The organism is Allobosea sp. (genome assembly GCF_036675845.1).
Taxonomy (GTDB): domain Bacteria; phylum Pseudomonadota; class Alphaproteobacteria; order Rhizobiales; family Beijerinckiaceae; genus Allobosea.
In genome coordinates, this window is the sequence record NZ_JAKFED010000170.1 from 1 (window position 1) to 12,646 (window position 12,646).

Here is a 12,646-nt window from a genome sequence, read left to right on the forward strand (position 1 = left end):
CGGCGGGGCACGATCAGCGAGCGATCGAAGCGCAACACATAGCGCGCCGGGTTGCGCCGGCCGCTGACGCGCGTCTCGGCGATGGTCCGCGCCGGCGCGTCGGCGAGCGAGACGTCGAGCAGCTTGACCTCGACGATGGCGCCCGGCGGCAGCGCGATGCGCTCGCGATAGGAGACCGTCCCGCGCAGGGTCGCCGTGGCAGCGGAGGCCGCGCCGGCCGACGCCAGGAAGCCGAGCGCCAATGCGCCGACGAAATGGCGCCGCGAGCCGGCCATGGCGGAAATCCTTCTTCCGATGGTGACGGTCCCCCGCGCCAGGGACAACGGGCGCTTCAGCCGTCGATCTTGCGCAGCCGGACCACGACGTCGACCCGGGCAATCTCGTAGCCGGCCGGCGGCGGCGGCAGTTCCGCGACGTCGACGGCCGAGGCCGGGATGTCGATCACCTTGTCCTCGCCGTCGACGACGAAATGGTGGTGGTCGCTGTTGTCGGTGTCGAAGAAGGTCTTGGCGCCGTCGATCGCGAGCTCGCGCAGCAGGCCGGCCTGGGTGAACTGGTGCAGCGTATTGTAGACGGTCGCCAGCGAGACCGGCACGCGCGCCTTCATCGCCTCTTCATAGAGCATTTCGGCACTGACATGCCGGTCGCCCTTGGCGAAGAGCAGCCAGCCCAGCGAGACGCGCTGCCGCGTCGGCCTGAGGCCCACGCGGCGTAGCCGCTGGCGCACGTCATGGAACGGGCAACCCTGGCGCGCGCTCGATCCGTAGCCCAGTTCCTGCGGGGTCAGATCGTTCATGCTTCGGGCCTGCCTCCTTGCCTGACGGCCGGCGCGCCAAACGCCGCCGGCTCCTGCCTTCGATTTAAGGCTTCGGCTCCCGGGCCGCAAGCATTGCCGCGCCGGCGCGGCGGCTCGTCGCGCCGATCATTCGGGCTCGGGGTCGCCAAGCGCCCCTTTCGTTTCGCCGCAACGGCGTGTTAGGCACGCGTCACGAGAGATGACCGCCGGGATCGGGCGGCCGGAACGGAGCGGAACGGGAATGGAGCGGCAATCGTCATTCAGCTACGAGGAGATCCTCGCCTGCGGTCGCGGGGAGCTGTTCGGGCCGGGCAATGCGCAGCTGCCGCTGCCGCCCATGCTGATGTTCGATCGTATCGCCGAAATCAGCGAGGATGGCGGCCCGCACGGCAAGGGCTTCGTCCGCGCCGAATTCGACGTCCGGCCGGACCTCTGGTTCTTCGATTGCCATTTCAAGGGCGATCCGGTGATGCCGGGCTGCCTCGGGCTCGATGCGCTCTGGCAGCTCACCGGCTTCTTCCTCGGCTGGCTCGGCCTGCCCGGCCGGGGCCGGGCGCTCGGCGTCGGCGAGGTCAAATTCGCCGACCAGGTGCTGCCGAGCGTCAAGAAGGTGGTCTACGGCGTCGAATTCAAGCGCGTCTTCAAGTCCAAGCTGGTGCTCGGCATCGCCGATGGCTGGCTCGAGGCCGACGGCAAGCGCATCTATACCGTTGCCGACATGCGCGTCGGCCTTTTCAAGCCGGAAGGCGCATAGAGCAGGATGCGAAAAAGGTGGGAACCGGTTTTTCGCAAGAATCCTGCTCTAATCTTTTGATGGAGACGGATTCAGCTTGCAGATGGCATCGCGCAGCGAAGCCATCTGCAAGCATCCGGCTCTGAGCAAAATCGACGGCCCGCCTTGCGCGGGCCGTCGCCGCGGTCCATTTGCGCGGTACGACTAGGAGAGCGGGCTGGGCAGATGCGACCCGGCGCGCCACCAAACAGCCGGAGAAGCGAGCATGAGACGCGTTGTGGTCACCGGGATGGGCATCGTCTCGTCCATCGGCAACAATACGCAGGAAGTGCTGTCCTCCCTGCACGAGGCCAGGTCGGGCATCTCCTTCGTGCCTGAATTCGCCGAGCACGGCTTCCGCAGCCGCGTCGGCGGCGTGCCGACGCTGGTCGCCTCGGATGTGGTCGACCGGCGGGCCATGCGCTTCCACGGTGGCGGTTCGGCCTGGAACCATGTCGCCATGGAGCAGGCCATCGCCGATGCCGGGCTCGAATCCTCCGAGATCAGCCATGAACGCACCGGCATCGTCATGGGCTCGGGCGGCCCCTCGACCCGGGCGCTGATCGACGCCTATGACAAGGCCCGCGAGAGCGGCTCCTCCAAGAAGGTCGGCCCCTTCGCCGTGCCCAAGGGGATGTCCTCGACCGCGTCCGCGACGCTCGCGACCTGGTTCAAGATCAAGGGCGTGAACTATTCGATCTCCTCGGCCTGCGCGACCTCGAACCACTGCATCGGCAATGCCTATGAGCTGATCCAGTGGGGCAAGCAGGACGTCGTCTTCGCCGGCGGCTGCGAGGAGCTCGACTGGACGCTGTCGGTGCTGTTCGACGCCATGGGCGCGATGTCCACCGACTTCAACGAGACGCCTGCCGTCGCCTCGCGCGCCTATGACACCCGCCGCGACGGCTTCGTCATCGCCGGCGGCGCCGGCGTCGTCGTGCTGGAGGAACTGGAGCACGCCAAGGCCCGCGGTGCCAAGATCTATGGCGAGATCGTCGGCTATGGCGCGACCTCCGACGGCTACGACATGGTCGCGCCCTCGGGCGAGGGCGCGGTGCGCTGCATGCGCATGGCGCTGGAAGGCGTGAAGGCCAAGGTCGACTACATCAACCCGCACGGCACCTCGACCCCGGTCGGCGACGCCAAGGAGATCGAGGCGATCCGCGAGGTCTTCGGCGCCGGCGAGAAGAGCCCGCCGATCTCGGCGACCAAGTCGCTCACCGGCCATTCGCTCGGCGCCACCGGCGTCCAGGAGGCGATCTACTCGCTGCTGATGCTCAACAACGATTTCATCTGCCAGAGCGCCCATATCGAGGAGCTCGACCCGGCCTTCGCCGACATGCCGATCGTGCGCAAGCGCATCGACAATGCCGGGCTCGGTTGCGTGCTCTCCAACTCGTTCGGCTTCGGCGGCACCAACGCCACCATCGTGATGAAGCGCCTCGAGGCCTGAGGCGACCGGCCATGCTCTTCATGGTGATCGAGCATTTCGATCAGGCGCGGGTGAAGGAGATCTACGCCCGCTTCCATGAGCGCGGCCGGATGATGCCGGAAGGCCTCACCTATATCGACAGCTGGATCTCGGCCGATTTCGCACGCTGCTTCCAGGTCATGGAGTGCGACGACGTCACCAAGCTGCAGGAATGGGTGCTGGCCTGGGGCGACCTCGCCCGCTTCGAGATCGTCCCGCTCGCGACCTCGAAGGATACGGCGGCGGCGGTGAAGAAGCATTTGTAGCGAGCGTGCCTGGCGCCTAATGGTTGGATAGCGTTTCGAACCGCGCCATAGAATTCCCATCCCTTTCCGAGTTCCGGAAATCCGTCCGAGACAGACTCATGCTCCCCCTGATGCACAACAAGCGCGGCCTCGTCATGGGCGTCGCCAACCAGAACTCGATCGCCTGGGGCATCGCCCGGGCCCTGCATGCGCAGGGTGCCGAGATGGCCTTCACCTATCAGGGCGAGGCGCTGGGCAAGCGCGTCAAGCCGCTGGCCGAGAGCATCGGCTCGAAGCTGGTCATCCCCTGCGATGTCGAGGACATCGCGACCGTCGATTCGACCTTCGCCGCCATCGACGAGGCCTGGGGTGGCGATCCCGAGCGCAACACCCTCGATTTCCTGATCCATGCCATCGGCTTCTCCGACAAGAGCGAGCTCAAGGGGCTCTATGCCGACACCAGCCGCGAGAACTTCTCGCGCACCATGGTGATTTCCTGCTTCTCCTTCACGGAAGCCGCCAGGCGCGCGGCCGAGCGCATGCCGAAGGGCGGCAGCATGATCACGCTGACCTATGGCGGCTCGACGCGGGTAATGCCGAACTACAACGTCATGGGCGTCGCCAAGGCGGCGCTGGAGGCGAGCATGCGCTATCTTGCCGCCGATTACGGCCCGCGCGGCATCCGCGTCAATGCGCTCTCGCCCGGGCCGGTCCGCACCCTGGCCGGTGCCGGCATCTCCGACGCCCGCGCCATGTATTCCTGGCAGCGCGCCAATTCCCCCTTGCGCAAATCGGTGACGCTGGAGGAGATCGGCGGCGCGGCGCTGTATTATCTCTCGGACCTCTCCGGCGGCGTCACCGGCGACATCCACCATGTCGACGCCGGCTACAACATCACCTCGATGCCGGTGCTGGACGGCCTGCGCGCCGCCGATGCCGGCAATGGCGAATAATCCGCGCGGCCGATCTCGACGCTTCCCTCGACCGGCCCGGCGGCGTTATCTTCGCTGACGGTGGAACCTGGCGCGGCTGCGGCGGTTCGACTTGTGAGCCCTGGAGGATGCTCATGGTCATGGTCAAATACGAGATCGTCCAGCACGACGACGGCTGGGCCTACAAGGTCGGCGATGCGTTGTCGGAGACCTTTCGATCGCATGACGCGGCGCTGAAGGCTGCGGAGAAGGCCGCGGCCCGCCAGAAGCGCCCCGGCGTCACCGACGGCATCGTCTACCAGGATGCCAGGGGCGAGTGGCATGCGGAGCTCGCCGACGGCCGCGACCGGCCCAACACCCGGATTGTCGACGGCGATTGACGCTCGCGACGGCAAGGCGCCGCACCGAGCTTCATTTCGCCTGAGCTGCTCTGGCCGCCCGAGCGGGATGGCGCCTCAGCGCTGGGTGAAGAAGGTCAGCAGCACCTTGCCCTTCTCGCCGAGCAGGCAGAGGAAGCGGCGCGGCTTGTCCGAGCGGTCGGTCCTCAGATAGGCCTCGCCCATGATGATGCGCGTGATCGGCGTATCCCCGACCTTGGTTTCGGAGGTCGCGATGGTCAGCCCGTCCTCGTCGATGACGATGTCCTTGATCTCGGGCTCACGCGCCGTGATCGCGATCATCGCGGTCGATTTGCAGGCGGCGAGCTCGGGAGAGGCCGGCTTTTCGACCGGAGCGGGGGAGGCCGGCGACGCGCTCTGCGCGAGTGCCGGAGCGGCCAGGGGCGCGCAGAGCAGGAAGGCGAGGGCGGTCTTGCGGATCATGTGAACCTCGGTTGTTGCGGAGGTTCAACGCAGCAAGGTGGCAGCCGGTTCAAAATTCGGCGCGAACGCTGCGCGGCTCCTCAAGGTAGATCGCTGTCGCCTCCGTCGTCATGACGAGGGGCCCTTTCAGCCGGTTGTCAGACCGCTGCCAGCGCCTGCGCCAGATCGGCGATCAGGTCGTCCGGATGCTCCAGGCCGATCGAAAGGCGGATCAGCCCGTCGCTGACGCCCATGCTCGCCCTGACTTCCGGCGTGAAGCGCTGATGCGTCGTCGTCGCGGGGTGGACAATCAGGCTCTTGGCGTCGCCGAGATTGTTGGAGATGCGGATCAGCTTCAGCCGGTTCAGCAGGCGGAAGGCCCCGGCCTGCCCGCCGGCGGCCTCGAAGGCGATCAGGGTCGAGGGGCCACTCATCTGCCTGGCGATGATCTGCGCCTGCGGATGCTCCGGATCGCCGATGAAGGCGACATGCGGTAGCTCCTTGCGGCTCTTCAGCCATCCGGCGACGATTGCGGCGTTTTCGGCCTGCTTGCGGACGCGCAGCGGCAGCGTTTCCAGCGCCTTCAGCATCACCCAGGCGTTGAAGGGTGAGAGCGCCGGGCCGGTCTGGCGCAGGAAGGTCTGGATCTCGCCCTCGATCAGTTCCTTCGAGCCGAGCACGAGCCCCCCCAGGCATCGGCCCTGGCCGTCGATATGCTTGGTCGCCGAATAGACCACGATGTCGGCGCCGAGCTCGAGCGGGCGCTGGAACAGCGGCGTGGCGAAGACATTGTCGACCACCAGCTTGACGCCGGCTTCCTTCGCCAGTCCGGCTACGGCGGCGATGTCGATGACTTCCAGGGTCGGGTTGGCCGGGCTTTCGAGGAAGAACGCCTTGGTATTGGGCTGGATGGCGGCGCGCCATGCCGTAAGATCGGTGCCGTCGACCAGGGTGGACGAGACGCCGTAGCGCGGCAGATGGTCCTCGATGATGTAGCGGCACGAGCCGAACAGGGCGCGCGCGGCGACGACATGGTCGCCCGCTCGCACCAGCCCCATCATCGCGGCGGTGACCGCGGCCATGCCGGTCGCCGTCGCGCGGCAGGATTCCGCGCCTTCGAAGGCGGCCATGCGCTGTTCCAGCATGGAGACCGTCGGGTTCGAGAGACGGCCATATTGGAAGCCGGGGTCCTTGTTCAGGAAGCGCGCCTCGCATTGCTCGGCGCTGTCGTAGACATGGCCCTGGGTCAGGAACAGTGCCTCCGACGTTTCGCCGAACTGCGAGCGCAGGATGCCGGCATGGACCAGGCGGGTTTCCGGATGCAGCGCCTGGGTGTCGCTCGCTTCGATCGCCATGGCCGGTCGTCCTCGCCCGTTCGTTATAACGGACAAGGGGAATATCAGCTCTCCATTCGTTCGTAAAGGCGAACGATTTTCCTCTGTGGGGAACGCCCGTTGATCAGATTGCTGCGCCGTCGCTCACCGTATCGGCGCCAAGGCCGATCCTGACGGCGCGCACGATCTCCGCCTCGGCCTCCGCCCCGCGCCTTCGCGGCCGCGCTGCGCCGATCCGGTGCTCGGCGATGATCTGGCCGGGCGCGCCCGACAGCACCACCACCCGGTCGGCGAGATAGGCTGCTTCGTCGATGTCGTGGGTGACGAAGAGCACGGTCTTGCCCGTCCGCTGCCAGACCCGGATCAACTCGTCCTGCAGGGTCTCGCGGGTGAGGGCGTCGAGGGCCGAGAACGGCTCGTCCATCAAGAGGATCTCGGGCTCGACCGCCAGCGCTCGCGCCAGCGAGACGCGCTGGCGCTGGCCGCCGGAGAGCTGGTGCGGCCAGCGCTGCGAAAGATTGCCGAGTCCGACGAGGTCGAGCGTCTGCTGCGCCTTGGCGAGGCGCTGGGCTCGCGGCACCTGGCCTTCCAGCCCGAAGCCGACATTCGAGACCACCTTGCGCCAGGGCAGGAGCCGGGAATCCTGGAAGACCAGCGCGACCGGCCGGCGCGAACTGTCCCTGGCGTGGATCGCGACCTCGCCGCCGCTCGGCTTCGCCAGCCCGGCGATGACGCGCAGCAGCGTCGACTTGCCGACGCCGGACGGCCCGACGATGGCCAGGAACTCGCCGCGCGCGACCGTAAGGTCGAGCTTGTGCAGCACCTCCGTCGCCTCGCCATTGCGGGTGAAGGTCAGCGACAGGCCCCTGATGTCGATCACGCTTTCCATCGCAGCACCCATTTCTGGAAGGCGACGAAGGCGGTGTCGAGCAGGCCGTAGAGGGCCGCCATGGTCAGCATGTAGATCACCACGAGATCGGTGGCGAGCAGGCTGGAGGCCTGCATCATCCGCTGGCCGACGCCGGCGACGCCGAAGATTTCCGCCGCGACCACCGCCATCCAGGCCTGGCCGAGCGCGGTGCGCACGCCGACGAGAATGCCGGGCATCGCTGCCGGCAGGAGGATTTTGACAAGGCGCTGCAGCGGAGTACGGAAGCCGAAGGCATCGGCGACCTCGATCAGGTCGCGGTCGACGCCGCGGATCGCGCCCTGCGCCGCGAAGAAGACGATCCAGAACACACCGATGGCGATGATGAAGACCGCCGCCTGCGGGTTGACCCCGAACCAGATGATCGCGAACGGCACCCAGGCCAGGCCGGGGATCGGCCGCAGCAGCCGCACCACCCAGGAGGTCAGCTCGTCGGCGATCTTCGACATGCCGGTCAGCACGCCGAGCGCGATGCCGAGGCCGGCGCCGGTGAACAAGCCGGTGAAATAGTGACCGAGCGATCCGCCGATGGCGGAAAGCCAGGCACCCGACCGCAATTCGCGCAGGAAGGCCGCCGGCAGCGCGCTCGGCCCGGGCAGGAAGGCCGGGTTGACGATCGCGAAATAAGGGATCGCCTCCCAGAGCAACAGGAAGGCGATGAGGCCCGTCAGGGCAAGGGCCGGAGCCCGCAGAGATGTCAAGATGTCCGTCCGTCAGCCCTGGAGCGCGCGCTCGTAATATTGCGTCTCGAACAACCCGTCGAACGGCAGTTCCTTCTCGAGCGAGCCGAGCTTGACCTGATAGGCCTGCATGGCGCGCGCCGGCTCGATGATCTTGCGCGGGTCGATCTGGAACCTGCTCGCCGGCGAGACCAGTGCCTTCTGGATCAGGGCCGGGTCGACGATGCCCTTGCCGAGTGCGGCACCGACATGCGGGACGGCCTTCTCCGGCGTCTTGGCCAGCAGTTCGGCGGCCTTGACCAGGCCGGAAACCAGGCCCTGCACGGCCGCGCCGTTCTTGGTCGCGAAGGCGCCCGAGACGGCGGCGACGGTGCCGGGCTGGCCGGGGAAGACCTCCTCGCCGCCGGCGATCAGCTTGATGCCGGGATTGCGGGTCTGGATGATGGTCAGGGCCGGCTCGCGCACGATGGCGCCCTCGACCGCGCCGGCGAGCACCGCCTGCTGGGTCGCGTCGATGCCCATCGGCACGATCTCGATATCGGCCTTGTCGGCCTTGGCGACTTCCCAGAGCCAGTATTGCAGCACCGTGTTCGGCACCGAGCCGGCCGGCTGGGTCGCGAGCCGCGCCGGCTTGCCGGTCGCGGCCTTGTGCGCCTTGAAGGCAGCCGCCGCGTTCGTTCCGGCCGTGAAGAATTTCGCCAGCGCGGGTGCCGCGACGAAGACGTTCTCGCCGATCGCGGTCGAGGCGACGACGCGGATGTCGACGCCGCGCGAGCGGGCGACGGCGAGCGGCGCGACGCCGGCGACATAGAGGTCGATCGTGCCCGAGGCGAGGGCCTGGATCATGTGCGGGCCCGATTCGAAGACCGTGAAGGCAGGGGTGATGCCAGCCTGCTTCAGCCAGCCTTCGCCGTGCGCGACGAAGATCGGGGCCGTGCCGATGACCGGGATGTAGCCGATGCGGGCAGGGGCGGCGTCCTGAGCGCTCGCGCCGGCGAAGGGGGCTGCCGCAAGCAGCGACGAGCCGGCGAGCAGGAACTGGCGGCGGTCCATGACTTAATTCCTCGACGGGAGCGTGTTTTGTTGCCTATTGACGGTTGATAAAAGGATTTTCTATCTAAAGACAAGACAACGCCATCAAAAAGAAGAATATTCTATGTGACCGATTTCGGCATGAGAATTCTTCTCCAGAGCTGTGGATCGAAAGAATGGATGCGATCGACCGGAAGATTCTCACCGTCCTGCAGGCGGACGCCAACATCTCGATCGCCGAATTGGCCGATCGCGTCGGCCTGTCGCAGACCCCGTGCTGGAAGCGGATCCAGCGGCTCGAGCAGTCCGGCGTCATCGTCAAGCGCGTCGCGCTGGTCGCGCCGGAGCGGATCGGGCTCGGCCTCACCGTCTTCGTCCAGATCGAGACGGCCGACCATTCCGGCCCCTGGCTGGAGAAGTTCGCCCAGAGCGTCGCGGCCATGCCGGAGGTGATGGAGTTCTATCGCATGGCCGGCGATGTCGACTACATGCTGCGCGTCGTCGTCGCCGACATGGCCGCCTATGACGGCTTCTACAAGAAGCTGATCGAGACGATCCCGCTAAAGAACGTCACCTCGCGCTTCGCCATGGAGCGGATCAAGGCGACGACGGCCTACAAGGTGCCGGACCTGCCGAAACCGTGAGTTCGGCCGGCGCGGCAATGCCGCGCTTGCAGCCCCGCCCCGAGCCTGCCGGCACTTGCCCCGAAAGCCACGCTCGCTCATGAAGCGGGCGAAGCCGCCTCAGGGAGCGCCGCCATGTCGAGCTATGTCATCGATCCGCCAGCCATCGTCGCGGCGCCCGTCGCCGGCGGCGGCCTCTTTCCGGTGCGCCGCATCTTCTGCGTCGGGCGCAACTACGCCGAGCATACCCGCGAGATGGGTGGCGATCCCGACCGCGAGGAGCCGTTCTTCTTCATGAAGCCGGCGGATGCGCTGCTTACCGGCGGTGCCGACATGCCCTATCCGCCCAAGACCGCCGACCTGCATCACGAGATGGAACTCGTCGTCGCGATCGCGAAGGGTGGCACGGACATCGCCGAGGCCGACGCCCTCTCGCATGTCTATGGCTATGCCGCCGGCCTCGACATGACCCGCCGTGACCTGCAGGGCGCAGCCAAGAAGGCGGGCCGGCCCTGGGACATGGGCAAGGGCTTCGACTCCTCCGCGCCGATGGGCGAGATCGTATCAGCGGCCAAGGCCGGTCATCCCGACGCCGGCCTGATCGAGCTCAAGGTCAACGGCAAGGTTCGCCAGACCTCCGACCTCGCCAAGCAGATCTGGAACGTGCCCGAGACCATCGCCTATCTCTCCGGCCTGGTTGCGCTCGCGCCGGGCGACCTGATCTTCACCGGCACGCCGGAAGGCGTCGCCGCGGTGGTGAAGGGCGATGTGCTGGAGGGCGCCATCGCCGGCGTCGGCAGCGTCCGCACCCGCATCGTTTGACCAGAATCCGAAGGAATTCGACCATGCGCCTGACCCCCGAAGCCAGCGGCGTCTTCCCGATCGCCCCGACGCCGTTCATGCCGGACGGCGCGATCGACTGGACCTCGGCCGACAAGCTGTTCGAGTTCTATGCCGGCATCGGCTCGGACGGCATCACCGTGCTCGGCATCATGGGCGAGGCGCCCAAGCTCGAGCCGGAGGAGGCGGTCGGCCTCGTCAAGCGCGCTGTCGCGAAGATGGGCGGCAAGCCGATCATCGTCGGCGTCTCGGCGCCGGGCTTTGCCGCGATGCGCTCGCTGGCGCGCCAGGTGATGGATCTCGGCGCCGGCGGCGTGATGATCGCGCCGCCTTCGAACCTGCGCACCGACGACCAGATCACCGGCTATTATGCCCAGGCCATCGAGGCGATCGGCACCGACATCCCCTTCGTCATCCAGGATTATCCGCTGACGCTCTCGGTGGTGATGACGCCGGCCGTCATCCGCAAGATCATCCAGGACCACCCGTCCTGCGTGATGCTGAAGCATGAGGACTGGCCGGGCCTGGAGAAGATCTCGACGCTCCGCAGGTTCGAGGCCGAGGGCAGCCTGCGCCATGTCTCGATCCTGACCGGCAATGGCGGCATCTTCCTCGATTTCGAGATGGAGCGCGGTGTCGACGGCGCCAATACCGGCTATGCCTTCCCGGAATTGCTGATCGACGTCGTGAAGCTGAGCAAGGCCGGCAAGCGCGACGAGGCGCATGACATCTTCGACGCGCATCTGCCGCTGATGCGCTACGAGCAGCAGCAGGGCGTCGGCCTCGCCGTGCGCAAATACACGATGGTGAAGCGCGGCATCCTCGCCCATGACGCCCAGCGCAAGCCCGGCGCCGCCCTCACCGCCGCGGCGAGGGCCGAGGTCGACTACCTGCTGGCGCGGCTGGCGAAGCGCGACCCGCGGGCCAAGGTCTGAGCGCGAACCGGAACCGACCGCCGTCGCAGACTGCGATCGGGTTGAAACGTCGCGTCATTCCGGACAAGCCGCGAAGCGGCGCAGCTCCGGAATCCATCGAAGGGCGCAGCGCTCTACGATGGATTCCGGCGCTACGCTTCGCTGCGGCCGGAATGACGTAGCGCTAGCTGGCATCCGCCCTGTCGGGACGGCGCAAGCTCATGCGTCCTTGCGGCAGGGCGGCGCAAGATTCAGCCAAAGCCGTGACAGCCGCGTGCGGTCCTGACAGGCGTTGACGGCAGGCGCGGCCAGAGCGGGCGCCCCGCGGAACCGGCGGGCGAGAGGCGAGCGAGGCAAGGCATGGAAGCGGCACTCCCCCTGCGCAAGGCGACGAAGCGCGAATGGATCGGGCTGGCGGTGATCGCGCTGCCTTGCCTGCTCTATGCCATGGACCTGACCGTCCTCAACCTGGCGGTGCCGCATCTCACCGCGGATCTCCGGCCGAGCGCCTCGCAGCTGCTCTGGATCGTCGACATCTACGGCTTCATGGTCGCCGGCGCGCTTGTCACCATGGGCACGCTCGGCGACCGGATCGGCCGGCGCAAGCTGCTGCTGATCGGCGCCGCAGCCTTCGGCCTGGCCTCGATCGTCGCCGCCTTCTCGACCAGCGCGCCGATGCTGATCGCGACCCGGGCGCTGCTCGGCCTCGCCGGCGCGACGCTGGCGCCCTCGACGCTGTCGCTGATCCGCAGCATGTTCGAGGATCCCGACGAGCGCCGCTTCGCCATCGGCATCTGGATCTCCAGCTTCTCGGCCGGCGGCGCCATCGGCCCGCTCGCCGGCGGGCTGCTGCTCGAGCATTTCTGGTGGGGCTCGGTCTTCCTCGCCAATGTCCCGGTGATGGTGCTGCTGCTGATCCTCGGCCCGTGGCTCCTGCCCGAATACAAGGACCCGGATGCCGGCCGCATCGATCTTGCCAGCGCCGGGCTCTCGGTCGTCGCCGTGCTCGCGCTGATCTACGGGCTGAAGCGCATTGCCGAGGACGGTCTCGCCTGGCTGCCGGTTGCGATCATGCTCGCCGGCCTTGCCATCGGCGCCGTCTTCCTGCGCCGCCAGCGTTGGCTCGCCGATCCCTTCGTCGATCTTGGCCTGTTCCGCAGCACGGCCTTCCGCATCGCGCTGACGATCAACATGCTCGCCTTCTTCTTCCTGTTCGGCATCTTCCTGTTCGTCGCGCAGTATCTCCAGCTCGTTGCCGGATTCTCGCCGCTGGTCGCCG

Annotated in this window: 16 protein-coding genes; 9 read left to right on the forward strand and 7 right to left on the reverse strand. The window is 67.3% G+C overall.

Features of this window, described 5'->3' with window-relative positions; genetic code table 11:
* Both V6M56_RS18500 and irrA read right to left on the reverse strand, forming a co-directional pair.
* The coding region (locus tag V6M56_RS18500) for a YbaY family lipoprotein (RefSeq protein WP_332685675.1) at positions 1-275 on the reverse strand (275 nt) is incomplete at its 3' end.
* Positions 276-331: 56 nt separating this feature from the next.
* Positions 332-796 (reverse strand): iron response transcriptional regulator IrrA, encoded by a 465-nt coding sequence (irrA, locus tag V6M56_RS18505; protein WP_332685678.1) that lies wholly within the window; start codon positions 794-796, stop codon positions 332-334.
* Positions 797-1,037: 241 nt separating this feature from the next.
* On the opposite strand from irrA, the gene fabA reads away from it, so the two are divergent.
* From fabA to V6M56_RS18530, 5 genes are all read left to right on the forward strand, one after another.
* Positions 1,038-1,550 (forward strand): 3-hydroxyacyl-[acyl-carrier-protein] dehydratase FabA, encoded by a 513-nt coding sequence (gene fabA / locus V6M56_RS18510; protein WP_332685680.1) that lies wholly within the window; start codon positions 1,038-1,040, stop codon positions 1,548-1,550.
* A gap of 244 nt (positions 1,551-1,794) precedes the next feature.
* Positions 1,795-3,021, forward strand: a complete 1,227-nt coding sequence (gene fabB / locus V6M56_RS18515; RefSeq protein WP_332685682.1) for a beta-ketoacyl-ACP synthase I — start codon at positions 1,795-1,797, stop codon at positions 3,019-3,021.
* A gap of 11 nt (positions 3,022-3,032) precedes the next feature.
* Positions 3,033-3,305 carry a DUF3303 domain-containing protein gene (locus tag V6M56_RS18520; protein WP_332685684.1) on the forward strand — a complete coding sequence of 91 codons (273 nt, stop codon included), beginning with the start codon at positions 3,033-3,035 and terminating at the stop codon, positions 3,303-3,305.
* Between the two features lie 98 nt (positions 3,306-3,403).
* Positions 3,404-4,237 (forward strand): enoyl-ACP reductase FabI, encoded by an 834-nt coding sequence (fabI, locus tag V6M56_RS18525; RefSeq protein ID WP_332685686.1) that lies wholly within the window; start codon positions 3,404-3,406, stop codon positions 4,235-4,237.
* 113 nt (positions 4,238-4,350) lie between these two features.
* Positions 4,351-4,596 carry a DUF2188 domain-containing protein gene (locus tag V6M56_RS18530; protein ID WP_332685687.1) on the forward strand — a complete coding sequence of 82 codons (246 nt, stop codon included), beginning with the start codon at positions 4,351-4,353 and terminating at the stop codon, positions 4,594-4,596.
* 75 nt (positions 4,597-4,671) lie between these two features.
* Here the strand turns inward: V6M56_RS18530 and V6M56_RS18535 are convergent, their stop codons facing one another.
* The 5 genes from V6M56_RS18535 to V6M56_RS18555 all read right to left on the reverse strand — a co-directional run bounded on the left by V6M56_RS18535 (position 4,672) and on the right by V6M56_RS18555 (position 9,011).
* Positions 4,672-5,037 (reverse strand): hypothetical protein, encoded by a 366-nt coding sequence (locus V6M56_RS18535; RefSeq protein WP_332685689.1) that lies wholly within the window; start codon positions 5,035-5,037, stop codon positions 4,672-4,674.
* 137 nt (positions 5,038-5,174) lie between these two features.
* On the reverse strand, positions 5,175-6,371 hold the full coding sequence (gene metZ, locus V6M56_RS18540; RefSeq protein WP_332685691.1) for an O-succinylhomoserine sulfhydrylase: 1,197 nt from the start codon (positions 6,369-6,371) through the stop codon (positions 5,175-5,177).
* A gap of 103 nt (positions 6,372-6,474) precedes the next feature.
* A complete protein-coding gene (locus tag V6M56_RS18545; protein WP_332685693.1) occupies positions 6,475-7,239 on the reverse strand; it encodes an ABC transporter ATP-binding protein in 765 nt (254 codons plus the stop codon).
* The gene (locus V6M56_RS18550; protein WP_332685695.1) at positions 7,227-7,979 is read right to left on the reverse strand and encodes an ABC transporter permease; all 753 of its coding nucleotides are present in this window, start codon (positions 7,977-7,979) and stop codon (positions 7,227-7,229) included. The genes V6M56_RS18545 and V6M56_RS18550 overlap by 13 nt, the downstream gene beginning before the upstream one ends.
* A 12-nt stretch (positions 7,980-7,991) precedes the next feature.
* Positions 7,992-9,011 (reverse strand): ABC transporter substrate-binding protein, encoded by a 1,020-nt coding sequence (locus V6M56_RS18555; RefSeq protein WP_332685697.1) that lies wholly within the window; start codon positions 9,009-9,011, stop codon positions 7,992-7,994.
* Positions 9,012-9,166: 155 nt separating this feature from the next.
* Here V6M56_RS18555 and V6M56_RS18560 point away from each other — a divergent pair, with 155 nt between their 5' ends.
* From V6M56_RS18560 to V6M56_RS18575, 4 genes are all read left to right on the forward strand, one after another.
* Positions 9,167-9,634, forward strand: a complete 468-nt coding sequence (locus V6M56_RS18560; protein ID WP_332685699.1) for an Lrp/AsnC family transcriptional regulator — start codon at positions 9,167-9,169, stop codon at positions 9,632-9,634.
* A 114-nt stretch (positions 9,635-9,748) separates the two neighbouring features.
* The gene (locus tag V6M56_RS18565; protein WP_332685701.1) at positions 9,749-10,435 is read left to right on the forward strand and encodes a fumarylacetoacetate hydrolase family protein; all 687 of its coding nucleotides are present in this window, start codon (positions 9,749-9,751) and stop codon (positions 10,433-10,435) included.
* Between the two features lie 23 nt (positions 10,436-10,458).
* Positions 10,459-11,388: a dihydrodipicolinate synthase family protein gene (locus V6M56_RS18570; protein ID WP_332685703.1), complete on the forward strand. Its 930-nt coding sequence runs from the start codon at positions 10,459-10,461 to the stop codon at positions 11,386-11,388.
* A 339-nt stretch (positions 11,389-11,727) separates the two neighbouring features.
* Positions 11,728-12,646: MFS transporter (locus V6M56_RS18575; protein ID WP_332685705.1), on the forward strand; the 919-nt coding region annotated here is incomplete at its 3' end.